Below are 25,633 nucleotides of genomic sequence, written 5' to 3' on the forward strand. Positions count from 1 at the left end.
CTAGGCTGGCCTTATCGCGGGCAAGCCTGCTCCCACATTTCGACCGGGTTCCGCCTTGGGAATGCGGTCCAAATGTGGGGGCGGGCTTGCTCGCGAAAGGGCGCGCCGCGGTTTCAGCTAATACTCAGTAGCCGTAACGCTTGCTTGCCTCGATCGCCAACCCACTGCCAATGCTGCCGAAGATGTTGCCTTCCACGTGCCGGGCATTGGGCAGCATCGCCGAAATGCTGTGGCGCAGGGCCGGGATGCCGCTGGAGCCGCCGGTGAAGAACACCGTGTCGACCTGGGCCACGTCCACCGAGGCGTCGTCGAGCAGTTGGGTCACGCTGTTGCGCACCCGTTCCAGCAGGTTGTCGATGGACGATTCGAACAGGGCGCGGCTCAGTTCCACGCTCAGGCCCGGTTCTACCCGGTCCAGCGGCACGTGGCGGCTGTCGTCGTGGGTGAGGTGGATCTTGGTTTCTTCCACTTCCATCGCCAGCCAGTGGCCGGCGCGCTGCTCGATCAGCTTGAACAGGCGGTCGATGCCGCCGGTGTCTTCGATGTCGTAGCGCATGCTGCCCAGGGCCAGCTGGGATTTTTGCGAGTACACCGAGTTGATGGTGTGCCAGGTGGCCAGGTTCATATGGTGGCTGGTGGGCATGTAGGCCCCGCTTTTCATGCGGCTGCCGTAGCCGAACAGCGGCATCATGCCGGCCAGCGAGAGCTGTTTGTCGAAGTCGGTACCGCCGATATGCACGCCGCCGGTGGCGAGGATGTCGTCGTGGCGGTTGTCGTGCTTGCGCCGCTCGGGCGACAGGCGCACCAGGGAGAAGTCGGAGGTACCGCCGCCGATGTCGACAATCAGGACCAACTCTTCTTGTTCAATGGTGGATTCGTAGTCGAAGGCTGCGGCGATCGGCTCGTACTGGAACGAGACTTCCTTGAAGCCGAGCTTGCGGGCCACGTCCACCAGGGTGTCTTCGGCCTCTTTGTCGGCCATCGGGTCGTCGTCGACGAAAAATACCGGGCGGCCCAATACCACCTCTTCGAACTCACGGCCGGCAGTGGCTTCGGCGCGGTTCTTGAGCTGGCCGATAAACAGGCCCAGCAGGTCCTTGAACGGCATGGCCGTGCCCAGCACGCTGGTGTCGTGCTTGATCAGCTTGGAGCCCAACAGGCTCTTGAGCGAACGCATCAGGCGGCCTTCGTAGCCTTCCAGGTACTCGTGCAGCGCCAGGCGGCCGTACACCGGGCGGCGTTCTTCGAAGTTGAAGAACACCACCGACGGCAGGGTGATCTTGTCGTCCTCCAGCGCGATAAGCGTTTCCATGCCGGGACGGATCCAGCCGACAGTGGAGTTGGACGTGCCGAAGTCGATGCCGCAGGCACGGGCTGGAGAGGTGTTGTTCATGTCTAACAGGTTCCGGTTAAAAAACGGCCGCGCAGTGTATGTCACTCGCGTGCAGATGCGTAGGCCGACTATCCGCTAAATACAGCAGACTTGTTACCTTGAAAGGTCGGCTCCTTGCCCCCAACTCCTGTGCATACGGTTGGTGGCTGTCGAAAGGATCAAGTTTGTCCTGCAAGCCGCCGATATTTTTCTGACGCACCTCGAATCGCCCCGCAATGCCCAGGCAGGCAGGGCCCGACTGTGCGATCTCGATAACGGATGGTGATGCCCCCATGGATTTCAAAGACTATTACAAGATTCTTGGTGTCGAGCCGACGGCCGATGACAAGCAGATCAAGGCCGCTTATCGCAAGCTGGCCCGTAAGTATCATCCCGACGTCAGCAAGGAAAAGGACGCGGAAGAGAAGTTCAAGGACGCCTCGGAAGCCTATGAAGCGCTGAAAAGTGCCGACAAGCGCGCCGAGTACGATGAATTGCGCCGCTATGGCCAGCATGGTCAACCCTTCCAGGGGCCGCCTGGCTGGCAGAGCCGTGGCGGGTTTGGCGGTGGCCAGGATACGGGCGAGTTTTCGGACTTCTTCAGCTCGATCTTCGGCTCGCGTGGCAACGGCTTTGGCGGCGCCCAGGGGCGCAGCCCCGGGCGGCGCGGCCAGGATGTGGAGATGGAGTTGCCGGTGTTCCTGGAGGAGACCCTGTCCACCGAGCCCAAGGCAATCAGCTTCCAGGTGCCGCAATACAATGCGGCGGGCCAGCACGCCAGCAACACTACCAAGAGCCTGAACGTGAAGATTCCGGCCGGTGTGGCCGATGGCGAGCGCATTCGCCTCAAGGGCCAGGGTGCTCCGGGGATCGGTGGCGGCGCCAATGGCGACTTGTACCTGATCATCCGCTTTGCGCCGCACCCGAAGTTCGAGGTCGAAGGTGAAAACCTGGTGATTACCTTGCCGCTGGCACCGTGGGAATTGGCTCTGGGCGCGGAAGTCGCAGTGCCGACCCTGACCGGCAAGATCAACCTCAAGGTCCCGGCCGGCAGCCAGAACGGCCAGCGCATGCGGGCCAAGGGCCATGGCTTGCTGAACAAGGCCGGGCAGCGCGGGTACCTGTTTGTGCAGCTCAAGGCCGTGATGCCCAAAAGCAGTGACGATGAGGTCAAGGCGCTGTGGCAGGAACTGGCGCAAAAGGCCAATTTTGATCCACGGGAAACCTGGGGCCGCTAACCACCCTGTGTGGGAAATCAGCAAAACCCTGTAGGAGCTGGCTTGCCAGCGATGGCGGCGGCATTACCAGTATTGATGCTGCCTGACCCACCGCCATCGCCGCCTCGCTAAAGCTCGACAGCTCCTACAAGGGATCGTTGCCGGGCAAAAATTTTCGCCACATCGCAAATGAAATGTAGGAGCTGTCGAGCCCCGGCGAGGCTGCGATGGCGGCGGCACTGCCAGCATTGATTCTGCCTGACCCACCGCCATCGTTGCCTCGCTAAAGCTCGACAGCTCCTACCGAGGATCGTTGGCGGGCATAGATTTGCGCCACATCGCAAATGAAATGTAGGAGCTGTCGAGCCCCGGCGAGGCTGCGATGGCGGCGTTATTGCCAGCATGGATGCTGCCTGACCCACCGCCATCGCCGCCTCGCTAAAGCTCGACAGCTCCTACAAGGGAGCGGTGGTGTCTACTGGCGTGGCAGCACTACGGTAAACGTGGTGCCCGCCGCCTCGCTGGACGTCACTTCAATCGTGCCCCCATGGGCCTGCACCACTTCCTTGACGATAAACAAGCCCAGCCCGAGGCTGGTCGAGTTGCTGCCCAGCTCTTCGTTGGCGCTGCGTACCAGCGGGTCGAACACGGTGCCCAGCGCCGCCTGGGGAATCGGCTGGCCGTAGTTGTGCATGCGCAGTTCCACGCTGTCGGGCGTGCCGTCCAGGCTCAGGGTCACCGCCTGGCTGTTGAGGCCGTGCTGCAATGCATTGCCGATCAGGTTCTGCAACAGTTGATCAATGCGCCCGCGATCCCACAACCCTTGGGTTTCCCCGTCGATGTGCAGGTGAACCCGGCAGTCCGGGCGGCCTGCGCACGCTTCATTGATGGCCTCTTTGGCAGCATCGGCCAGGTTCATCGGCTTGGGCTCGATAGGCAGGCTGCTGCCCAGTCGGCTGCGAACAAACTCCAACAGGTCGCTGACCATCGCCTCCATGTGCCGCGCACCATTTTGGATATTGCCCAGCAGGCTCAAACCGTTGCTGTCCAACGCAGCTTTGCGCAACAACATCTCGGTGGACATCTTCACCGCCTGCAAGGGCGCGCGCAGGTCGTGGCCGAGGATGGCGAGGAAAATATCCCGCGAGCGATTGACCTGCTCGGCGTAGGCCGCCGTGGATTCGGCCAGGGCTTCGTCGATGGCTTCGTTGAAGCGGATCATGTCCTGGAAATAGCCCAGGTCCGGCGATTCCAGGCTATTGACCCACAGGCGAATCACACAGGCGCGCAGGTGGCGGAACTCGGAGGTCATCTGCACCAGGTCAAAACCCACGGTATGGCGCAGTTCGCCATGGCTGGCGGCCGCTTCGTCCAGGCTCGGGGTCTTTTCCGGGCCTTCGCCCTTGGCCTTGGCCGCCTGTTCGCTGGCGCTTTGGCGGGTGTTCATGTCCCGCGCGGCGGCCAGCAGGATCGAACGGGCGTGGTCGCGCAGTTGCGCGCGGTTCAGGGTTTCGGCGGCCGGGGTCAGGGTTTCGGCAAACTGTTCCCATTCATCGACGATTCGGTCGGCATGCAACACGATGAATTCGGATAGGCGCATAGCCAGGTTCCCAAGTGCAAGACAGTGAACAAACGTCGGGCATCGTAGCGCCAACGTCTCCCGGCTTCACTGGCACAGCAGGTGCCTGCCGATGAACGGTCAGAACAGGAAGTAACGCTGGGCCATCGGCAGCACGTCCGCCGGCTCGCACCACAACAGCTCGCCATCGGCCTTGACCTGGTAGGTCTGCGGATCGACCTCGATGTCTGGCAGGTAGTCGTTGTGGATCAAGTCGCTCTTTTGCACCTGGCGGCAACCCTTGACCACCGCGATCTGCTTCTTCAGGCCCAAGGCCTGCGGCAGGCCCTCTGCCAGCGCCGCCTGGCTGATAAACGTCAGGCTGGTGGCGTGCAGCGAGCTGCCGAAGCTGGCGAACATCGGGCGGTAGTGCACCGGCTGCGGGGTGGGGATTGACGCATTGGCATCGCCCATCAGGCTGGACGCAATCGCCCCGCCCTTGAGGATCAGGGTGGGCTTGATGCCGAAGAACGCCGGGCGCCACAACACCAGGTCGGCCCATTTGCCGACTTCGATGGAGCCCACTTCGTGGCTGATGCCGTGGGTGATCGCCGGGTTGATGGTGTACTTGGCGATGTAGCGCTTGGCGCGGAAGTTGTCGTTGCCCGCGCCGTCGCCAGGCAGTGGCCCGCGTTGTTTCTTCATCTTGTCGGCGGTTTGCCAGGTGCGTGTGATCACTTCGCCCACGCGGCCCATGGCCTGGCTGTCGGAGCTGATCATCGAGAAGGCGCCAAGGTCGTGCAGGATATCTTCGGCGGCGATGGTTTCGCGGCGGATGCGGCTTTCGGCGAACGCCACGTCTTCGGCAATGCTCGGGTCCAGGTGATGGCAGACCATCAACATGTCCAAGTGCTCGTCGATGGTGTTGCGGGTGAACGGCCGCGTCGGGTTGGTGGAGCTGGGCAGCACGTTAGGGAAACCGCAGGCCTTGATGATGTCCGGCGCGTGGCCGCCACCGGCACCCTCGGTGTGATAGGTGTGGATGGTGCGCCCCTTGAGCGCGGCGAGGGTGGTTTCGACGAAGCCCGACTCGTTGAGCGTGTCGCTGTGGATCGCCACCTGCACATCGTACTCATCGGCCACGCTCAGGCAGTTGTCGATGCTGGCGGGCGTGGTGCCCCAGTCTTCGTGCAGCTTCAAACCGATGGCGCCGGCCTTGACCTGCTCGATCAGCGGCTCGGGCAGGCTGGCATTGCCCTTGCCGGTAAAGCCGATGTTCATCGGGAATGAGTCGCTGGCTTGCAGCATGCGCGCCAGGTGCCACGGGCCTGAAGTACAGGTGGTGGCATTGGTGCCGGTGGCCGGGCCGGTGCCGCCGCCGATCATGGTGGTGACGCCGCTGGTCAGCGCCTCTTCGATCTGCTGCGGGCAGATGAAATGCACATGTGAGTCGATGCCGCCGGCGGTGAGGATCATGCCTTCACCGGCGATCACTTCGGTGCTGGCGCCGATGGCCATGGTCACGCCGGGCTGGATGTCCGGGTTACCGGCCTTGCCAATGGCGTGGATGCGGCCATTCTTCAAGCCAACGTCGGCCTTGACGATGCCCCAGTGGTCGATGATCAGCGCGTTGGTGATCAGCGTATCCACCACTTCACGGGCGAGCAGTTGGCTTTGGCCCTGGCCATCGCGGATGACTTTGCCGCCGCCGAACTTCACTTCTTCGCCATAAACCGTGAAGTCCTGCTCCACTTCGATGAACAGTTCGGTGTCGGCGAGGCGAACCTTGTCACCGACGGTGGGGCCGTACATGTCGGCGTAGGCTTGGCGGCTGATTTTCATGTGTGTGAACCCTGGAAAATATGTGTTGAATGTGAAACCGCTATCGCCGGCAAGCCAGCTCCTACATTTGAAATGCATTCCCATGTGGGAGCTGGCTTGCCTGCGATGAGGCCCTAAAGATCACCCATGATCTTCCCGGCAAACCCGAACACCCGGCGCAACCCTGCCAGCTCCACTAACTCCACCTCGCGACTCTGCCCCGGTTCAAAGCGCACCGCCGTGCCCGCCGGGATGTTCAGGCGCATGCCGCGGCTGAGGGCGCGGTCAAAGGTCAGCGCGTCATTGGTCTCGAAAAAATGGTAATGGGAACCCACCTGGATCGGACGGTCGCCGCTGTTGGCCACGTTCAGGGTGACCGTGCGGCGGCCCACGTTGAGTTCGATTGCACCAGGCTGGATCTGATATTCACCAGGAATCATGCAGGTTGCCCCAGGGTCTTGAAGTAGATGGCGGTCGGGCTGTAGTGCCCGTCCGGGCTTTGGCAGTAATCCGGCAACTCGCCGATTTTTGTGTAGCGCAGCGCCTGGTAGAAGGCTTCGGCACCGGAGCCGGCCTCGGTGTCCAGGTACAGCAGGCCGCGCTTGTGCTGGCGCGCGGCGAGTTCCAGAGCGCTCATCAGTTGCTGGCCCAGGCCATGGCGGCGGGCGCTGCTGTGCACCAGCAGTTTTTGCACTTCGGCGCGGTTGAGGCCGTTGGCTTTGAGGCACAACGCCAATTGCACACTGGCGATCACTTGCTCGTCGCGCACCACTACCCAGAGCAGCAGGCTGCCCTCTTCGATACTCGCCTGCACACCGCTTAAATAGGTGCAGGCCTGGGCATCATCGAAATCGGCCATGAAACCCACCGAAGCGCCATGCTTCACCGCGTCCAGCAACAGCTCAATCAAACCCAGGCGGTAATGGGCAAAACTTTCAGCATTGACTCGACGCAGTTGGGCAGCATTCATCGGTGTTACTCCTTGTGGACCGCGGGCGGCTGGGCGCCGGGGCTGAGCAGCAGTTGCATAAAGGTCAGGTCCAGCCAGCGGCCAAACTTGGTGCCCACCTGGGCCATCTGCCCGGTGATGCCAAAGCCCAGGCGTTCGTGCAGGCGGATCGAGGCCTGGTTGCCGCTTTCGATGGCGGCAACCATCACGTGTTTGTCGCACGCCCGGGCGCGTTCGATCAGGGCCTGCATCAGCAGCGGGCCCAGGCCTTTGCCGCGTTGGTCGTTGCGCACGTACACCGAATGCTCGACGGTGTGGCGAAAGCCGTCGAAGGGCCGCCAGTCGCCGAACGAGGCATAGCCGAGCACCTGCTCGGCCTCCACCGCCACCAGGATCGGATAAAACTGCGCCTGGCGTGCGCTGAACCAGGCCTGGCGATTGCCCAGGTCCACTGGTTGATCGTTCCAGATGGCCGTGGTGTTGAGCACGGCATCGTTGTAGATATCGCGGATCGCCGGCAGATCGCCGTGCACCGCGTCACGAATCAGCAAGGACATGGCCGGGCCTCAGGCGATGGGTTGGTGGACGGTCACCAGTTTGGTGCCGTCGGGGAAGGTGGCTTCGACCTGGATATCCGGGATCATCTCCGGGATGCCTTCCATCACTTGCTCGCGGCTGAGCAGGGTGGTGCCAAAGTGCATCAGGTCGGCCACGGTGCGCCCGTCGCGCGCGCCTTCGAGCAGGGCCGCGGAGATGTAGGCGATGGTTTCCGGGTAATTGAGCTTCACCCCACGCGCCAGGCGGCGCTCGGCCACCAGGCCTGCGGTGAAGATCAGCAGCTTGTCTTTTTCCCTTGGGGTCAGGTCCATGGTCAGCAGTCCGTTTTGAAAAACAATTATTAACAACACAGGTCCAATGTGGGAGCGGGCTTGCTCGCGAATGCGGTGGGTCAGTAATGGATATGTTGACTGATGCACCGCATTCGCGAGCAAGCCCGCTCCCACATTTTGATCTCATGTGTTCCAAATTCTTGGTGGTATGGCCTCACGCCCCAGCAATGCCGGGCGCAACAGCCGCCACAGATCAATCAACCAGGCCCGCGCCAGTAACGTCTCGCTGGCCAGGCAGCGCGCCACCAGCAAACCCGGCAGTTGGGTCAGGTCGCCACGCACTGCATGGGGCAGCGCTCGGCATTGTTCAAGCAGTTCGGTATCGATTTCCCCGCTCACCAGCAACGTGGCGAACACCGGCTGCCCATCCAGGCCAATCGGCGAGTCGAGCAGGCCGTCGTCGCCTACGATGCGTTGGCGTTCATGCCAGAGCAACTGGCCGTCGCGACGGATATCCAGGTGCGACTGGAAGTGCCCACGGTCGAAACGTTCGCCGCTGGCCGGGCGCCCCAGCGCCACCACGTCCCAGTACAGCAGCCGGGCGTCGCCGTGCAGGTCGATGCGGGTGCTGAGTTCGGCCTGGGCCGCACTGAACACGATGGTTTCCTGGGGCAGCCACTCCAGGGTGGCGCCGGCCTCGACCGTCAAGGCCACCTGCTGGTAGGCCGGCCCGCTGGCACGGTACCACTTGGCGGCGCCGGGGCTGGTCAGTTGCGCCCACGCGCCCTCAGCCAGGTGGGCGGTGATCTCCAGGCGATCGCCCCCGGCAATCCCGCCCGGCGGGTGCACGATGATGTGCTGGCACACCTCGGGGCCTTCGGCATACAGGTGCTTTTGCACCCGCAGCGGGCCCAGGTGGCGGCGCAGCACCGGGCGCGTGCTGGCGCCAAAGCGTGCATAACCCAACTCCAGCGCGGCGTGCCAACTGGGGGTGAACAGAGCGGGGGGGGCAGGAACGGTCATGGTCAGGGCTTATCAACGAGACGCTACAGATTAGATGGTAACCAGGCCGCGTACACCCTCGGCCTCCATATTTTCTCCGCGGCCCTGCTGGACGATTTCCCCCCGCGACATCACCAGGTATTGATCGGCCAGTTCGGCGGCGAAGTCGTAGAACTGCTCCACCAGCAAAATCGCCATGTCGCCGCGTTCTGCGAGCTTCTTGATCACCGCGCCGATCTCCTTGATCACCGAGGGCTGGATGCCTTCGGTGGGCTCATCGAGGATCAACAGGCGCGGACGGCTGGCCAGCGCACGGCCAATCGCCAACTGCTGTTGTTGACCACCGGACAAGTCGCCGCCGCGCCGATGCTTCATTTGCAGCAACACCGGGAACAGTTCGTAGATAAACGCGGGGACTTCCTTGGCTTCAGAGCCCGGAAAGCGCGACAGGCCCATCAACAGATTTTCTTCCACGGTCAGCCGGCCGAAAATCTCGCGGCCCTGGGGCACATAGGCGATACCGGCGTGCACGCGCTGGTGCGGCTTGAACCCGGTGATGGCCTTGCCTTCCCAGTTCACCGCGCCTTCCTTGGCGGGCAGCAGGCCCATCAGGCATTTGAGCAGGGTGGTCTTGCCCACGCCGTTACGGCCGAGCAGGCAGGTGACTTCGCCGACTTTCACGTCGAACGAAAGGCCGCGCAGGATGTGGCTGCCGCCGTAGTACTGGTGCAATTTGTCGACTTGCAGCATGTTCAAAATCTCCTCAATTCCCCTGTGGGAGCTGGCTTGCCTGCGATGGCGCTGTGTCAGTCACCCTGGCTATCGCTGGCCAGCCAGCTCCTACATAAAGCGGATTGCATCAGGCTTAGCGACCGAGGTACACCTCGATCACCCGCTCATTTTCCTGCACCTGTGCCAGCGACCCTTCGGCCAGCACGCTGCCCTGGTGCAGCACCGTCACATGGTCGGCAATCGCGCCGACAAAGCCCATGTCGTGCTCCACCACCATCAGCGAATGCTTGCCCGCCAGGCGCTTGAACAACTCGGCGGTGAACTCGGTCTCGGCGTCGGTCATGCCGGCCACCGGTTCATCGAGTAGCAACAGTTGTGGGTCTTGCATCAGCAGCATGCCGATTTCCAAAAACTGCTTCTGGCCGTGGGACAGTAAACCCGCCGGGCGCTGTACCGAAGTCGTCAGGCGAATGGTGTCGAGCACTTCATCGATGCGGTCCTTCTGTTCACCGCTCAGGCGCGCCCGCAGGCTGGCCCACACGGACTTGTCGGTCTTCTGCGCCAGCTCCAGGTTCTCGAACACGCTCAGGGCCTCGAACACCGTGGGTTTCTGGAACTTGCGGCCAATGCCGGCCTGGGCGATCTGCACTTCGCTCATGCGCGTCAGGTCCAGGGTTTCGCCGAACCAGGCCTTGCCGTGGCTGGGGCGGGTCTTGCCGGTGATCACGTCCATCAGGGTGGTCTTGCCCGCGCCGTTGGGGCCGATGATGCAGCGCAGCTCGCCGACGCCGATATACAGGTTGAGGTCGTTGAGGGCCTTGAAGCCATCGAAGCTGACGCTGATGTCTTCCAGGGTCAGGATCGTGCCGTGGCGGGTATTGAGGCCCTTGCCGGCGGCCTGGCCGAGGCCGATGGCGTCGCGGCTGGTGCCCTGGTCGCGGTTCGGTTCGATGATCGGTTCGAGCATGAACTGGTCGGTTGCCGTGACTCTCATTGTTCGCCCCTTTTCTTCAGCAGGCCGATGATGCCCTTGGGCAGGTACAGCGTGACGATGATGAACAGCGCTCCCAGGAAGAACAGCCAGTACTCCGGGAAGGCCACGGTGAACCAGCTCTTCATGCCGTTGACCACGCCGGCACCCAGCAGCGGGCCGATCAGGGTGCCGCGCCCGCCCAGGGCCACCCACACGGCGGCCTCGATGGAGTTGGTCGGCGACATTTCGCTGGGGTTGATGATGCCCACCTGCGGCACGTACAACGCACCGGCCAGGCCGCACAGCACCGCGCTCAACACCCACACAAACAGCTTGAAACCGCGCGGGTCGTAGCCGCAGAACATCAGGCGGTTCTCCGCGTCGCGCAGGGCCGTCAGCACCCGGCCGAACTTGCTCCGGGCCAGGCGCCAGCCGATAAACAGGCTGCCCACCAACAGCAGCACCGTGGCCAGGAACAGCACCGCGCGGGTGCCCGGCTCGGTGATGCCAAACCCCAGGATGCTACGGAAGTTGGTAAAGCCGTTATTGCCGCCAAAGCCGGTCTCGTTGCGGAAAAACAAGAGCATCCCGGCAAAGGTCAGGGCCTGGGTCATGATCGAGAAATACACGCCCTTGATCCGTGAGCGGAAGGCAAAGAAGCCGAACACCAGCGCCAGCAAACCCGGCGCCAACACCACCAGGCACAGGGCCCAGAGGAAGTGCTGGGTGCCGAGCCAATACCACGGCAGTTCGGTCCACGACAGGAAGGTCATGAACGCCGGCAACTCGCTGCCGGCGGCCTGGCGCATCAGGTACATGCCCATGGCGTAGCCGCCAAGGGCAAAGAACAGGCCGTGGCCCAGGGACAGCATGCCGGCGTAGCCCCACACCAGGTCCAGGGCCAGGGCGACGATGGCGTAGCAGAGGATCTTGCCCACCAGCGTCAGGGTGTAGGCCGAGACATGCAATGCGTTATCGGCCGGCAGCAGCGACAGCAGCGGCAACGCCAGCAGCACGGCGAGGATCACCGCGCCCACTGCAATCGTCACCTTGGGGCCGGCCTTTTGCGCGGCCGTGAGCATCAATGGCTGGTTCATCAGTCGATCACCCGTCCTTTCAGTGCGAAGAGTCCTTGCGGGCGTTTCTGGATAAACAGAATGATCAGCGCGAGGATCAGGATCTTGCCGAGTACGGCACCGATCTGCGGTTCAAGAATTTTGTTGGCGATGCCCAGGCCAAAGGCGGCCATGACGCTGCCGGCCAGTTGGCCGACGCCACCGAGCACCACCACCAGGAACGAGTCGATGATGTAACTCTGGCCCAGGTCCGGGCCGACGTTGCCGATCTGGCTCAGGGCTACGCCGCCTAAGCCGGCGATGCCCGAGCCGAGGCCAAAGGCGAGCATGTCCACACGCCCGGTGGGCACGCCGCAGCAGGCGGCCATGTTGCGGTTCTGGGTGACGGCGCGCACGTTGAGGCCCAGGCGGGTCTTGTTCAGCAGCAGCCAGGTCAGCACCACCACGCACAGGGCAAAGCCGATGATGACGATGCGGTTGTATGGCAACACCAGGTTGGGCAGTACCTGGATCCCGCCCGACAGCCAGGCCGGGTTGGCCACTTCGACGTTCTGTGCGCCGAACAGCAGGCGTACCAGTTGGATCAGCATCAGGCTGATGCCCCAGGTGGCCAGCAGGGTTTCCAGTGGGCGGCCGTAGAGGTGACGGATCACCGTGCGCTCCAGGGCCATGCCGATGCCGGCGGTGACAAAAAACGCCACCGGCAGCGCGATCAGCGGGTAGAACTCGATGGCCTGGGGCACATAGCGCTGCATCAGCAACTGCACCACATAGGTGGAGTAGGCACCGAGCATCAGCATCTCGCCGTGCGCCATGTTGATCACCCCGAGCAGGCCGAAGGTGATCGCCAGGCCCAGGGCCGCCAGCAACAGGATCGAGCCCAGGGACATACCGCTGAAGGCTTGCCCGAGGATCTCGCCCACCAGCAGCTTGCGCTTGACCTGGGCCAGGCTGGTTTCGGCCGCGGTGTGTACTGCGGCGTCGGCTTCCACGCCGGGCGCCAGCAGGGCCTCCAGGCGCGTGCGGGCCAGCGGGTCGCCGGTGCTGCCGAGCAGGCGCACGGCAGCCAGGCGCACGGCCGGGTCGGTGTCGACCAGTTGCAGGTTGGCCAGGGCCAGGCTCAGGGCGCTGTGCACCGGGTCATGGGTTTCGCTGGCGAGCTGCTGGTCGAGGAATTTCAGCTGCGCCGGTTGCGCGCTTTTTTGCAGGGTTCGGGCGGCGGCCAGGCGCACCTTGGGATCGGCGGCGAGCAGTTGCTGGCTGGCTTGCACGTTGTCGATCAGGCCGCGCAGGCGGTTGTTCAGGCGCACGGTCTTGGTTTCGCCGTTGACCGTGAGTTGGCCTTGTTGCAGGGCGTTGACCAACTCGATACGCGCAGGGTCAGGCTGGGCGGCCCAGTCCTGCAACAGCTTGGCCTGTTGGCTCGGGTTGGCAGCGAGGAAATCTTCGGCATCGCCGGCGTGTGCGGCCAGGGGCAGCAACAGCAGGCAGGCCAGGAGGAAGCGGTGGAGGGCAGTGGGCATAACAAATTGTCCTGAACATGCGCGGACGGGGTGAACACCTACCCCCTGTAGGAGCCGGCTTGCCGGCGATTGCGGTGTGTCAGTCGATTCATCTGTCACTGACACGCTGCTATCGCCGGCAAGCCAGCTCCTACAGGGGGCGGGCTCGTGGGTTGGGCTTAGTTGCTCTTGACCGCGTGATCCGGCTTCTTGTCATTGCCAGGGATGTACGGGCTCCACGGCTGGGCGCGGATCGGCCCTTCGGTCTGCCACACCACCGAGAACTGGCCGTCGGACTGGATCTCGCCAATCATCACCGGCTTGTGCAGGTGGTGGTTGGTCTTGTCCATGGTCAGGGTGTAGCCCGACGGCGCGGCGAAGGTCTGGCCGGCCAGGGCTTCACGCACTTTGTCGACGTCGGTGGACTTGGCTTTCTCCACCGCCTGCGCCCACATATGGATGCCGACGTAGGTGGCTTCCATCGGGTCGTTGGTCACGGCCTTGTCGGCACCCGGCAGGTTTTTCGCCTTGGCGTAGGCTTTCCAGTCGGCGACGAACTTGGCGTTGACCGGGTTCTCTACCGACTGGAAGTAGTTCCACGCCGCCAGGTTGCCCACCAGCGGTTTGGTGTCGATGCCGCGCAGTTCTTCCTCGCCTACCGAGAACGCCACCACAGGCACCTCGGTCGCCTTCAGGCCCTGGTTGGCCAGTTCCTTGTAGAACGGCACGTTGGAGTCACCATTGACGGTGGACACCACGGCGGTCTTGCCACCCGCCGAGAATTTTTTGATGTTGGCCACGATGGTCTGGTAATCGCTATGGCCGAACGGGGTGTAGACCTCTTCGATGTCCTTGTCGGCTACGCCTTTGGAATGCAGGAACGCGCGTAGGATTTTGTTGGTGGTGCGCGGGTACACGTAGTCGGTGCCCAGCAGGAAGAAGCGCTTGGCGCTGCCGCCTTCTTCGCTCATCAGGTATTCCACTGCCGGGATCGCCTGCTGGTTCGGCGCGGCGCCGGTGTAGAACACGTTGGGCGACATTTCCTCGCCTTCGTATTGCACCGGGTAGAACAACAGGCCGTTGAGTTCTTCGAACACCGGCAGCACCGATTTACGCGACACCGAGGTCCAGCAGCCGAACACCACCGCGACCTTGTCCTGGGTCAGCAACTGCCGGCCCTTTTCGGCGAACAGCGGCCAGTTGGAGGCCGGGTCGACCACCACCGCTTCGAGCATCTTGCCGTTCACCCCGCCCTTGGCGTTGATCTCGTCGATGGTCATCAGCGCCATGTCCTTGAGGGACGTTTCGGAGATGGCCATGGTCCCGGACAGCGAGTGCAGGATGCCGACCTTGATGGTCTCGGCGGCCTGGACGGTCCAGGTCAGGCCCATGGCGGCAATGGATGCCGACAGAGTGAAAGCCTTGATCAAGCTGCGACGCTTCATGGTGCGGTCTCCAGAACTCAATATTTTCAGGGGGCGGATAGGGGCGTTGCCAGAGCATTTGCAAAGGCTGTGCCTATTGGCTGCGCTGCCTTGTTATGTGGGCCATGGGCTGCACTGGTCGGTTGTACTGCACCAAGTGAGGGCTTGCCGGGCGTGCTGGTGCGTGGCGTGCGCCCGAACGGGGCAGGGCGTGTGGCGCGGTGGATATCTATTTAGCGCCCTCGCGCTCGCGCCAACGGTAAAGATCGCCGTGACCCTGGCCAGCGTCTGGTCGGGGCATATTTGAGGGGATGTCATGGAACGACCTAAACGCGGTTGGTTCGGCAGCGGATTGAAGTCGGATGTGGTACTGCCACCAGTGGGACCGGCCTTTGTCACCATGGATGATGCGGCGCGTTATGCCCATCGACAGATCGGCAGCCGGCGCGATAAGGAGTATGGCGGGGTGATCCTGGAGAGCTTGGCGGACGGCTACTTCTATGCCACCGAGCCGATAGCGGGCGGGGCTTACACCTTCGATTACTGGACGGTGCTGAAAGTCGACAGCAATAGCCAGTACCTGCACCCACAAGGCTATCGGTGCGTGGCCGACTACCACTCTCATCCCGATGCGTTCGATGATTTTCAAGAGAACAACCCTGAGTTTTCCGAGCGTCAGGTCAGGGGGCTGAATGGCTTTTTTTCGGATATTGACCTGAGCATCTTTATTTTGGAGCGCGGTTTTTTTTCGGCCTCTTATCTGTCTGGGCCCGATGGCGGGTTGCTCAAGTATGTCACCACCGGCTCGGCTGAGGAGCAGCGTTTTGGTGTGTGGCTCGACAAAAAGCTGCACTTTGGTCATGCGGATGGCCCGGCCGATAACAAACCGGAGACCTTCTTCAAGAAGGCCGCCAGTGTCAGCCAGTTGTCCTTCGTGGTTCCGAGTGCGTTGTGGGGTGGCTCGACAGGCACAGTGCCCAGGCAATGGCGACCGTTCACAGCCTTTGTCTCGCGCACCTACGAGCTGCCGGCCTGCGGGCCGGTGTACGCCGGGCTTGATGCCCTGCTGGAGGTATTGCAGCAACGCAACCCTGAACGCGCCTTTATCCTCAAGGATGCCAACAAAGAGGACTATGTGCTGGTCGAGCCCCCGGCCGGCGGGCCCGCACCGGTGTCCATCCAGCAATTGTTCCCGCGCACCTCGGATGGTAAGCGCGTGTCACACGAGAGCTTCCATTGGGTGGCGGTCTATCTGGGACGCCCTCCGGTGCCCCTGCGCCTCCCGTCCAGGGACGCGTGGCTGTACCGTAACTTTTTTAGCCCGCTGGAGTTGGCGACCCAGCTTTACCATGGGGTGCAGTCCAGGGATTTGCTGGGGCCGGAGCGTCAGCTGTTTTTCTATCGCAACCTCAATGATGGGGCGTTGTTGCAATACAAGTGCGCGTTCTCGACCGCCGAGACTGAACTGTTTCGCGTCGAGCCGGACGGTCAGGTGGTGGATAACCAGATCGATTCGGCGCTGCTCGCGGGTACGCTGAGCCCTCGGGACTTTGTCCTGCGCGTGGCGGCAGGCGGGTATCTGTCGGTGATCCGGGCGGGCAAGATCTGGGACAGGCTCGGCCCGGTCGACGCGCAGTGGCGAGCCGTCTCCAGGGTTCCCAAACCCGTATTGAGTCCGCCCTTTGTCACCGCCGATGATGCTGCGCGCTGGGCTCACAACCGGATCGGCGAGCGACGCGACAAGGAGTATGGCGGTGCGGTGCTGCGACAAGGCGCGCGTTATTTCGCCACAGAACCGGTGGCCGGTGCGTCGATACAGTTTGATTTTCGCGCCATCATGGCCACCGATGAGCATGACTACTTCATTGCTCCGGCTCCCTTCGACTGCTACGCCTTTTACCACTCGCACCCGGCGGGCTCTCCCGGTGAACAGGGGTTGCACACTCAGTTCACGGCCGATGAGGTGGAGATATTTATCAGCTTTTTCTCGTCTGCCGACCAGGCGTTTGTCATCGGTAACCGTGAGTTTGCCCCGGCCCACTACCTGTCAGGCCCGCAGGGCTCGTTGCTCAAGTACGTGAGCAGCGGTTCAACGGCGGAGCAGACGCTGCTCAAGCAGTTGACCGGTGAGATGCCGATCCAGCCGGTCACCGAGTTTGAAGGGACTGTCTGGAATTTTGCCGATGCGGGCGACCTGCGGGTGGTGTTGGCCAACCGTGTCTGGGGCGGCGCTCGCGGTCGTGTCGCCAGGGGGTGGCGGGTCGGCGAACCGGTCATTCCCAAGGACACCGTGCAGGAGCAGCCGTTCTTTACGCCGCAGGCCAACACGGGGCAAGTTGCCGCGCTGATCGCCCTGAACCATATCAATGGCATGCCGGCGGGCGCTTACCAGGGGTTTGTGCTCAAGCATCAGAATGCCCCGAGCTATATCGCGACGCTACCGGTTGCAGCAGGCACAACCCTGGCCAGTCTGTTCCCCGCCCGTGCCGACGGTCAGGCGAAACTGCCCTCCAATTATCGCCTGGTTGGCCTTTACCGTAATGTGTTTGCCTCCGAGCCGAGGCCGTTGCCGGCCAATGAAGCCTGGCTGTATAAGCGGTTTGCCCCACCTGCGCTATGGGTGGAGGTCATGACCCAGGCTCTTGCCACCTCCAAGCTGCAGATCGCCGGGTTGGGGCTCAAGTTGTATCTGCAAGCCCCTGACCGGGCGCTGCTGCATTGGCAGGTGCCGAGTGCCGATACCGCCAACGAGCTGTTTAGCGTGGCCGGCCAGAGGGTGACTGACAAAGGCAACCAGGCGGCACTGCTCGACGGTACGTTGTCGTCCCGGGAGTTCGTGCACCGGGTGATTCGTGCCGGCGAGTTGACGGTGATTCAGCAGGGCGACTTGTGGAACGTACTGGGGCCGATGCATGACGGCGAGCGTCTGCCGCTGGGTTCGGGGACCACGCTGCTGAGTGCGGCATTCCTGACGGCCGATGATGCCGCGCGCCTTGCCCACGAGAAGATCGGCTTTCGCCGAGGGACGGCCTTTGGTGGGTACATTCTCAAAAGACCAGACGGGCGATTTTTATTCACCGAACCTGTGACTATTCATGGCGACGGCTTTTCCTCCGACCTGCTGCTGCCGAGACCGGGCGGTGGTTTGCTGGTGCCTCCGGTGGGCCATGAGATTCATGGGCGCTACGCCTCCCATGGGGCGGTGTCCTTCAATGACCTGGCCCGCCAGCGGCGCCTTGACTGGACCCTTGCGGACCTTGAGGTCAATGCCACGATGTTCTCGGATGTGGAGATCCGGGCGGTGATTGAATCCCGCCTGCCGGCTTACCTGAGCGGTTCGCCGAACAACCTGATCGGCTACACCCCCAGCGGCTCGGCCAATGAGTTGCTGGTGCTGAGCAACACCACCCGCGAGCCCGGCCAGCATGGTTACTTCGAACGCCTGGAAACCGGCAAGCTCAAGCCGGTGGACATCGTTACCCGCCTGGCGGATGCGGGCAATCTGCAAGTGCTTGTCGGTAGCCAGTTATGGGGGCCGCGTGGCACGGTCTACGACGACTGGACGCCCAACTTCGAGTATGCCCAGATCGATCTGCAAACCCCGGCGTTTGGTGCAATCTTCAACAGCCAGGACGCGGCGGCGCTCAATGCGCACATTCGCTGGTACGGCAGGAACCTGGATGCACAGGCGGCGACGGCCTACATTCTCAAGCACCCGCAACACGAAGAATATGTGGTCAGCGAGCTGTTGCCGATCAAGCCGCCCGGGCGTTGGTTGAGCGACTCCTCCAGGGGCTTTGGGTATCTGACCGGTGGCGACTTCGCCAAGGGCTTTGTGCTCAAGGGCCTGCTGTATTCACAGCAATGGCTGCCTGTGGGGCTGAACACTTCCGAGGCCTGGTTGACCCAGTTCTTTGTCACCCCCGAGTTGCTGTTGCGTGCCGAAGAAGATGCCCGGCATTTGCCGCGATCTTCTGCGGGGCCCGCCGTATTGCCTGTGTATGTGTCAACACTGGACGGCGCCTTGTTGCGGTATCAACCCCAGGCTTCGTCAATGCTCAAGCAGGGCATTGATGGCGCCGGTGTGACGATCCAGGGCATGAGCCTGCATGACGGCTCCCTGGATATCCGCCGGTTTGTCACGCTGATCGCCAAGGCCGGTGACCTGCGGGTGTTATACAGCAGCCAGTGCTGGGATCGACGGGGGCTGGTCATCGAAAACGCCACGTTATGGCGTCCCTATGGGCGTTTCACCCGCCGTCGCCTGGGCCCGGCTTTCCAGGAACAGGATGACGCAGTGCGCCATGCTCGCTCACGGCTGGGTGATCACGATAACGGCTTGCTGGGAGGCTTGGTGCTCAAGCGCCCTGACGGCCTGTTCGTGGCCACAGAACCTTTGAAAGTGCCTCGCGAAGATTTCGATCCCAAGTGGATTTTCCCCGATGAGGTGGTCTCGGTAGGAGGTTTTCCGGCGGGCCATACAATTGTTGCGCGTTACCGCACCAGTGCTGCGCGGGAGTTGCCGTTTGCCCTGGAGGCCACGCAAAAGAGCGTCTACCGCAATATGCTTTCCACCCGGGTGATTGGCGCATCGCTGCAGTCGCGGGACGTGCATCTGACCCGCGAGTACCTGTTAGGCACCGACGGCTGCGTGCTCAGTTACACCCGTAGCCGCACAGCCCTTGAGGATCAGTTGAAAACAGCCCTGCAGCCATTGCAGCCGCAACGTGCCGAGCTGTTGGATAACCTTGTCGAGCGGCAGATGCGCGACGGCACGCTGACCCCGATCGAGTTCGTCACCCGGCTGGCCCAGGCCGGTACATTGCGCGTGGTGGACGGTAGCGTGGTGTGGGGCATGCCGCGCACGGTCACAGCACCCTTCGTTGCCAACGTCATCTGGCCCGAGCCGTTGTTGATCCGCAACGCCGTGGCCGACCCGCCGTTCAGCCCGCTCTTCACCCAGGAGCAGGATGCGGTGCGCTATGCCCATGAGCAGTGCAGGCCCGGTGAGAGCTTGCAGTTCGGCTACGTTTTCAAGTCGCCCAAGCTGGGGCTTTATATGGTCAGCCTGCCACTGGTGCGTGCGAGCTATCGCGACTATAGCCAGGTGTTCCCCCAAGGCCTGCTTCCCCAGGGGTATGCCCTGGAAGGTCTCTACCTCTGCGCCACCAATGAGCTGTTGACGCCGGCGGAGGATCCGTTGCACCAGGCGTTCTTCCTGCCCACGGATTTTGATACGGGCCTGCGTTTCTCCCAGCACGCGGTCAAGGACAAGAAACTGCGCCTCTACCTGTCGTGCCCGGACGGCGCGCTGCTCAGGTATCAGTACCTCAGTAGCGATGAGCAACTGGACACGCTCGGCTCGTTGCAGGTATTGCGCGAACAGTTGCTGCTGGGTAATGCCCGCATGCTTGACCACGTGCGCAGCCTGGTTGCCCGGGGCAATCTGGATGTGTTGATCGAGGGCCGGGTGTGGGCTGGCACGACACGGGTTTCCTCCGATTGGCAACCGGGTACGGGGCCAGGTTTCGAGGAAACCTGGCGGGCCTGTGGCCCGCTCTTTTCCCATGCCGACGATGCTGCCCGCGATGTACAGCGCAGGCTCGCGCCGTATCGTGGCCAGGAGTACCTTGCCGCGATATTGGGCAATCGTGCGCGCACCTCGTTTGTCGCCACGTTGCCGCGAGTGGCCGGGCTCGACACGGCGCAGCAGCTGGCGCTGTTTTACACCGGGCCAGATGGGCCGGTACAGCCGCTGGTGCAACCGACTGAGCACCCGGTGCCTGAGCCGGTGTTCCCGACGCAGTACCAAGTGGTCGCCGCACAACTGATCTACGGCGCCATGCCGCCCTCGCAAAGCAACGATCCCCAGGAGCAGCGGCTGCTCAACAACTTTGTCGGCCCGGCACTCTTGAGCTTGTTCCTGCGGGTGTTGCGTGCGCATGCAGAGCGCCCGGCAAGCCTTTACCTGTCGGTTCGCGAGGGGGCGCTACTCAAATACATTCCGAGCTTTTCGCAGATGGAAGACCAAACCCAGCAGCTGGGTGTGAGGCTCCAGCCCAGTGAGTTCCTCAAGCGCGTGACCGGCTATGGCCAGCTTTTTGTACTGGATCGGGATGCGCTCTGGCGCAACGAGGGGCGCACGGTGGAAGCTCAGGTCGACCCGCGCAACCAAACCGAAGAAACCCAGATCGATGAAGCATTGAGCATCCGCGACCGGGATGAGCTGTAAGCCGGCGCCTGAGCTTAGCGCCTGCGCATCAGGCCAATAAAAAACAGGCCGCCAATCGCCGCCGTGGCCACGCCAATCGGCAGGTCCTCGGGGGCGATCAGGGTGCGGGCGGCGACATCGACCCACACCAGGAACAGGCTGCCCACCAGCACGCACACCGGCAACAAGCGCCGGTGCTCGGCGCCCACCAGGCGCCGGGCGATATGCGGCACCATCAGCCCGACAAACCCGATGGAGCCGCTGATCGACACCAGCACGCCGGTCATCAGCGAGGCAATCAAGAACACCTTGAGGCGCACATTGCGCGCGTTCAGGCCCAGGGTCACGGCGGTCTGCTCGCCGGCCATCAGCGCGTTGAGCGGGCGGGCCATGCCCAGCAGCAACAGTAGGCCCAGCAGCACCGTGGCGCTGGGGATCGCCAGCAGTTCCCAGCGCGCCAGGCCCAGGCCGCCGAGCATCCAGAACATCACCGCCGACGCCGCGCGATGGTCGCCCATGAACAGCAGCAGATTGGCCGCCGCCATCATCACGAATGACACCGCCACCCCGCACAGCAACAGGCGATCACTCTCCAGCCGGCCATTGCGGCTGGCCACCGCCAGCACCACCAGCATGCTCAGTAGCGCGCCGATGAAGGCGGCGATGGGCAGGGTCAGCAGGCCGATGATTTCGCCCACATGCAGCACTACGATTACCGCGCCCAGGGTAGCGCCCGAGGTCACCCCCAACAGGTGCGGATCGGCCAGTGGGTTGCGCGTGACCGCCTGCAAGACTGCGCCAATCAACGCCAGCCCGGCACCCACCAGCGCCCCGAGCAACATGCGCGGTACGCGGATCAGCCAGACGATATGTTCCTGGCCCACCGACCAGTCCACCGCCCCGATACCCAGGGCCTTGTGCAGCAGGATCCGCCACACCACGTCCACCGGCACCCGTGCCGAACCGAAGCCCAGCGAGACCACACAGGACACCAGCAGCACCGCGCCAAGGGCGGCGAGCAGCAGGGCATAGCGGCGCTCGATCATTGGCCGTGGAACCCCTTGGCCAGGGTTTCCACCGCCAGCACATTGTCGATCCCAGGTGTGGCCTGCACGTAGGGGATCACGATAAAACGCCGCTGCTTGATCGCGTCCACCGATTGCAGGGCCGGGTTATCCAGCAGGAACTGGATTTTCTGCTCGGCAGTGATTTCGCTGTAGTCGACGATCACGATCACCTGGGGGTTGCGCTCCACCACGGTCTCCCAGTTGACCCGGGTCCAGCTGGCGTCCACATCGTCGAGGATATTGCGCCCGCCAGCGGCAGCGATCAGCGCCTGGGGCATGCCCAGGCGGCCGGAGGTCATGGCGCGGTCTTCGCCGCTGTCATAGAGGAACACCCGTGGCTGTGTGGCGGGCAGGGTTTTGTGCACAGCGGCGACCTGGGCCTGCATCCGGGCGATCAGGGCGTCGGCGCGGTCCTGCACGTCGAAGATCCGGCCCAGGTTGCGCAGGTCGTTATAGGTGTCGTCCAGGGTTGCTGCCGGGCGCTTCATCACGAACGCGCAGGATTCGGTCAGCTCCAGCACGTTGATGCCCAGCGGTTGCAGGGTCTGCGGGGTGAGGTCGCCCCCCACGCGCATGCCGTAGTCCCAGCCGGCGAAGAAGAAATCCACATTGGCGTTGAGCAGGGTTTCCACCGACGGGTACTTGGCCGCCAGCTCCGGCAGGCCGTCGAGCAGCGTGGCCATTTGCGGGGTCACCGCCTTCCAGCCGGTCACGCCGCTGTAGCCGACCATGCGCGACTTGAGGCCCAGGGCGAGCATCATCTGGGTCATGTTGATGTCGTGGCTGACCGCGTGTTCAGGGGCCTGGTTGAAGATCACCTCGCGGTTGCAGCTCTGGATTTTCAACGGGTAGCGGGTGGCCTCGGCAAAGGCCTGGGTCGCACCGCACAGCAGGGTAAGGCACAGCAGGGAACGCAGGATCATGGTTGGGTTATCCAGGTGATTCGCGGGTAGCCGGAAAGTGGATGGGTATCGATCAGTGCCTCGACACCGAACACCTCGCGCAGCAGCTCGGCGGTCAGCACTTGGTGGGGCGTGCCGCTGGCGACGATGCGGCCATGGTTGATCACGTACAGGCGATCACAGAAGGCGGCGGCCAGGTTCAGGTCATGGATGCTGGCCAGGGTGCCGATCTGCAGGCGCTTGACCAGCCCCAGCAGCTCCAGTTGGTAGCGTGGGTCGAGGTGGTTGGTCGGCTCGTCGAGGATCAGCAGTTGCGGCTGCTGGGCCAGGGCGCGGGCGAGGATCACGCGCTGCTTTTCACCGCCGGACAGGGTGGCGAAGGCATGGTCCTCAAAACCCAGCAGGCCGACGGATTCGAGGGCGTGCTGAATCAGTTGGCGGTCGTGCAGGGTATCGCTGTCGAACAGCCCTTTGTGCGGGGTGCGGCCCATGGCGACCACTTCATCGACCCGCAGGCCGAAGGCGTCGGGGAATTCCTGCAGCACCACGGCGATGCGCTGGGCGCACCAGCGCGAGGATTGCTTCCAGACGCTCTGGTGATCCAGATGCACTTCACCCTGCTCGGGCTTGCTGAAGCGATAGGCGCAGCGCAACAGGCTGGTCTTGCCGCTGCCATTGGGCCCGATCAACCCGACAAACTCCCCGGCACCCACCTGCAGGCTGGCATCACGCAGGTGGAACTGGTGATGACAGTGGCCATGGCCCAGGGGCGACCAGGCGAGGTGGTGGAGGTTGAGTGTGGGCATCAAAAATCTCAAGTCAAACAGCGATCCAGGGGTGGTTAGAAGGTGTAGTCCGCGGTCACAAAGAACGAGCGCGGCTCACCCAGTATCCATTGCTGGCCGTCATTGTATTGGCTCACGGCATAGGTGCGGTCGAACAGGTTATTCAATTGCAGGCCCAATGTCGTGTTGCGCAGGGCTTTCCACGAAACAGTGGCGTCGACCACGGTGTAGCTGGGCAGTTCATTGCGGTTGGCCATGTCAGCGTAGCGCGCATCCACATACCGCACGCCGGCACCGGCGCGGATGTCGTCGCTCACCGCCTTGCTGACCCACAGGTTGGCCGTACGGCGTGGCACGTCCACCGGGCGATTGCCGTCGCGCGAGACCTGCACGCCGCCGACGTTCTGCTGGAAGTCGTCATATTGCGCCCGCACGATGGCCGCGTTGGCCTGCAGTTGCCAGGCGTGGGGCAGTTGCAGGTCGAGGCTGGCCTCCAGGCCGTCGGAGGATTGCTGGCCCACTTGCTGTTTGAACTGCGGGTTGCCCGGCACATCGGTCAGCAGTTTCTTTTTGACGATATGGTAGGCCGCCAGGGTCCACTCGCCACGCTGGTCCCAGAAAGCTTGCTTGATACCGATTTCGGTCTGCTTGGCGGTGGACAGGTCGAACGCCTGTTGGCTTGAGCTCAGGGAGATCAGCCCGCCGACGCCATCGGTGCTGGTGGCGTACTGGCCGTAGACCGAGGTGTCCGGGGTGAGGGCAAACACCAGGCCGGCCTTCCAGTTGTTGCCGGTCAGGGTCTTGTCGTTGCGTTCACCGCTGCGCAGTTCATCGCGGTCCAGGTGCACGTAGTCGCGACGAATGCCGGTGACCAGGGACAGGCGCTCGCTCAGTTGCAGGCGGTTTTCGGCAAAGCCTGCGAACTGCTTGGTGGTGGTGGCGAACACCGGCAGGAACGGATCGGCGCTTTCAAACGGGGCTTGGGCCGGATGTTTCACATCGATGGGCTGGCCACCGTCCACGACGTCGTTAAACGGTGAGTTGCTGGCCAGGCGAAAGCGGATGCGGTTGTATTCCACGCCGGTCACGGTCTGGCTGTCGAGGCCAAACAGGGTGTGTTTGAAGGTAAAGGTCTGGCGGTCGCCGACCTGTTCCTGGTTGTGCTTGATGCCAAAAAAACCGCTGCGGGTCAGTTGCCCGGCGCTGAAGTTGTAGTTCTCGGCGTTCTGCCAGCGGCGCTGGGCCTTGAGGTAGTACAACTCGTTGCGCGCGCTGACACTGTCGTTGATCTGCCATTCGCTGCTCAGGCGGGTCCACTGGTCGTTGTAGTGCTGGGTGTCGTTGCTGACGTTGTAGTTCTTGTCCCGCAGGCCCTTGTGCAGGTGGCCGTTGAGCAGCGGTGTGCCGAAATAGTTCTGCGGGCGTTGGTCGCCGTAGTCGTGGGCCAGGGTGAAGCTCAGGTTGTCGGCGGCCTGCCAGCGCAGGGCGCCGCTGGCAAACTCGCTGGCCGAGTCGCCACGGTCGATAAAGCCATGGCTGCGCAGGCGGTTGAGGTTCAGGCGATAGCTCAAGGTATCGGTCAGCGAGCCGCCGCTGTCCAGGGCCTGTTGCTGGCGATCATAGGAGCCGTAGCCCAGGCGGATGTGGTTTTCGATCTCGCCCTCAAAGGGCTTTTTCGCGACGGTATTGACCACCGCGCCGGTGGCGCCTTCGCCATACAGCACCGATGCCGGGCCGCGCAGCACGTCCACGCGTTCGACGGCCCAGGTGTCGACCGGGAAGGTCGAGGTGCCCATGCCGTTGTACAGGCGGTTGCCGTCATACAACTGCATCACCGAACCCTGGCCGGCAAACCCACGGGCTTGCAGCGAGGTACCGCCGTCGCCCGGGGTGCCGGTGCGGCTGATGCCGGTGGCGCGGGAGATGGCGTCCTGCACACTGGCGTCGCCGCGTTCGCGGATCTGCTCGCCAGTCTGGCTTTCGACACTGCCGGGGGTTTGCCGGGCGCTGAGGCCCAGGCGCGAGCCGGCGGTGGTCGGGGTGTCGAGGTCGACAGGTGCGCTGTCCACTGCCGGAGCGGTCACGGGGCTGACGGGCAGGGTCAGGGCCTGGGCACTGTTTTGCAAGGCAAGCAGGCACAGGCCGCTGGCAAGGTACTTGTTCATCGGACGACAGATCGCTTCTTCGAGACGGTACTCGCCGCTGAGCGCGG

The 25,633-nt window shown here is 63.1% G+C and carries 19 protein-coding genes; 2 read left to right on the forward strand and 17 right to left on the reverse strand.

The window, feature by feature from the left end:
* Nucleotides 1-124: 124 nt before the first annotated feature.
* Entirely contained in the window at nt 125-1,393 is a 1,269-nt protein-coding gene (locus tag ACSSVH_RS02690) for an Hsp70 family protein (RefSeq protein WP_169952120.1), read from the reverse strand.
* Nucleotides 1,394-1,665: 272 nt separating this feature from the next.
* Here ACSSVH_RS02690 and ACSSVH_RS02695 point away from each other — a divergent pair, with 272 nt between their 5' ends.
* Nucleotides 1,666-2,610, forward strand: coding sequence for a DnaJ C-terminal domain-containing protein (locus ACSSVH_RS02695; protein WP_492634041.1), 945 nt, complete (start codon nt 1,666-1,668; stop codon nt 2,608-2,610).
* Between the two features lie 454 nt (nt 2,611-3,064).
* Here ACSSVH_RS02695 and ACSSVH_RS02700 read toward each other — a convergent pair whose 3' ends face one another.
* The 12 genes from ACSSVH_RS02700 to urtA form a co-directional block, all read right to left on the reverse strand.
* Nucleotides 3,065-4,189 carry a sensor histidine kinase gene (locus tag ACSSVH_RS02700; protein WP_492634042.1) on the reverse strand — a complete coding sequence of 375 codons (1,125 nt, stop codon included), beginning with the start codon at nt 4,187-4,189 and terminating at the stop codon, nt 3,065-3,067.
* A 99-nt stretch (nt 4,190-4,288) separates the two neighbouring features.
* Complete coding sequence (gene ureC, locus ACSSVH_RS02705; protein ID WP_492634043.1) at nt 4,289-5,989, reverse strand: urease subunit alpha; 1,701 nt, start codon at nt 5,987-5,989, stop codon at nt 4,289-4,291.
* Between the two features lie 113 nt (nt 5,990-6,102).
* Nucleotides 6,103-6,408 carry an urease subunit beta gene (locus tag ACSSVH_RS02710; protein WP_169952112.1) on the reverse strand — a complete coding sequence of 102 codons (306 nt, stop codon included), beginning with the start codon at nt 6,406-6,408 and terminating at the stop codon, nt 6,103-6,105.
* Nucleotides 6,405-6,938, reverse strand: coding sequence for a GNAT family N-acetyltransferase (locus tag ACSSVH_RS02715; protein WP_492634044.1), 534 nt, complete (start codon nt 6,936-6,938; stop codon nt 6,405-6,407). Before ACSSVH_RS02715 ends, ACSSVH_RS02710 begins: the two co-directional genes overlap by 4 nt.
* A 5-nt stretch (nt 6,939-6,943) precedes the next feature.
* Complete coding sequence (locus ACSSVH_RS02720; protein ID WP_172312608.1) at nt 6,944-7,474, reverse strand: GNAT family N-acetyltransferase; 531 nt, start codon at nt 7,472-7,474, stop codon at nt 6,944-6,946.
* Between the two features lie 9 nt (nt 7,475-7,483).
* Nucleotides 7,484-7,786, reverse strand: coding sequence for an urease subunit gamma (locus ACSSVH_RS02725; protein ID WP_032862374.1), 303 nt, complete (start codon nt 7,784-7,786; stop codon nt 7,484-7,486).
* A 144-nt stretch (nt 7,787-7,930) separates the two neighbouring features.
* Nucleotides 7,931-8,770: an urease accessory protein UreD gene (locus tag ACSSVH_RS02730; protein WP_492634045.1), complete on the reverse strand. Its 840-nt coding sequence runs from the start codon at nt 8,768-8,770 to the stop codon at nt 7,931-7,933.
* A 30-nt stretch (nt 8,771-8,800) separates the two neighbouring features.
* On the reverse strand, nt 8,801-9,499 hold the full coding sequence (gene urtE, locus ACSSVH_RS02735) for an urea ABC transporter ATP-binding subunit UrtE (protein ID WP_170042502.1): 699 nt from the start codon (nt 9,497-9,499) through the stop codon (nt 8,801-8,803).
* A 115-nt stretch (nt 9,500-9,614) separates the two neighbouring features.
* Entirely contained in the window at nt 9,615-10,475 is an 861-nt protein-coding gene (gene urtD / locus ACSSVH_RS02740; RefSeq protein WP_463671612.1) for an urea ABC transporter ATP-binding protein UrtD, read from the reverse strand.
* Nucleotides 10,472-11,551: an urea ABC transporter permease subunit UrtC gene (gene urtC / locus ACSSVH_RS02745; protein WP_170058621.1), complete on the reverse strand. Its 1,080-nt coding sequence runs from the start codon at nt 11,549-11,551 to the stop codon at nt 10,472-10,474. Before urtC ends, urtD begins: the two co-directional genes overlap by 4 nt.
* Entirely contained in the window at nt 11,551-13,053 is a 1,503-nt protein-coding gene (gene urtB / locus ACSSVH_RS02750) for an urea ABC transporter permease subunit UrtB (RefSeq protein ID WP_492634046.1), read from the reverse strand. The genes urtC and urtB overlap by 1 nt, the downstream gene beginning before the upstream one ends.
* Before the next feature lie 158 nt (nt 13,054-13,211).
* Nucleotides 13,212-14,477 carry an urea ABC transporter substrate-binding protein gene (urtA, locus tag ACSSVH_RS02755; RefSeq protein ID WP_169952098.1) on the reverse strand — a complete coding sequence of 422 codons (1,266 nt, stop codon included), beginning with the start codon at nt 14,475-14,477 and terminating at the stop codon, nt 13,212-13,214.
* Between the two features lie 295 nt (nt 14,478-14,772).
* Between urtA and ACSSVH_RS02760 the strand changes: the two genes are divergently transcribed.
* Nucleotides 14,773-20,688 carry a DUF4329 domain-containing protein gene (locus tag ACSSVH_RS02760; RefSeq protein WP_492634047.1) on the forward strand — a complete coding sequence of 1,972 codons (5,916 nt, stop codon included), beginning with the start codon at nt 14,773-14,775 and terminating at the stop codon, nt 20,686-20,688.
* Between the two features lie 14 nt (nt 20,689-20,702).
* On the opposite strand, the gene ACSSVH_RS02765 is transcribed toward ACSSVH_RS02760, so the two are convergent.
* Genes ACSSVH_RS02765 through ACSSVH_RS02780 form a run of 4 tightly spaced genes read right to left on the reverse strand, consistent with a single transcriptional unit; the run spans nt 20,703 to nt 25,586 of the window.
* Entirely contained in the window at nt 20,703-21,713 is a 1,011-nt protein-coding gene (locus tag ACSSVH_RS02765) for a FecCD family ABC transporter permease (protein ID WP_169952094.1), read from the reverse strand.
* Nucleotides 21,710-22,657: an ABC transporter substrate-binding protein gene (locus tag ACSSVH_RS02770; protein WP_170058623.1), complete on the reverse strand. Its 948-nt coding sequence runs from the start codon at nt 22,655-22,657 to the stop codon at nt 21,710-21,712. The genes ACSSVH_RS02765 and ACSSVH_RS02770 overlap by 4 nt, the downstream gene beginning before the upstream one ends.
* Nucleotides 22,654-23,442, reverse strand: a complete 789-nt coding sequence (locus ACSSVH_RS02775; RefSeq protein ID WP_492634048.1) for an ABC transporter ATP-binding protein — start codon at nt 23,440-23,442, stop codon at nt 22,654-22,656. The genes ACSSVH_RS02770 and ACSSVH_RS02775 overlap by 4 nt, the downstream gene beginning before the upstream one ends.
* A gap of 35 nt (nt 23,443-23,477) precedes the next feature.
* On the reverse strand, nt 23,478-25,586 hold the full coding sequence (locus ACSSVH_RS02780) for a TonB-dependent receptor (protein WP_492634049.1): 2,109 nt from the start codon (nt 25,584-25,586) through the stop codon (nt 23,478-23,480).
* Nucleotides 25,587-25,633 lie beyond the last annotated feature (47 nt).

This window comes from Pseudomonas sp. HC1(2025), from assembly GCF_058742075.1.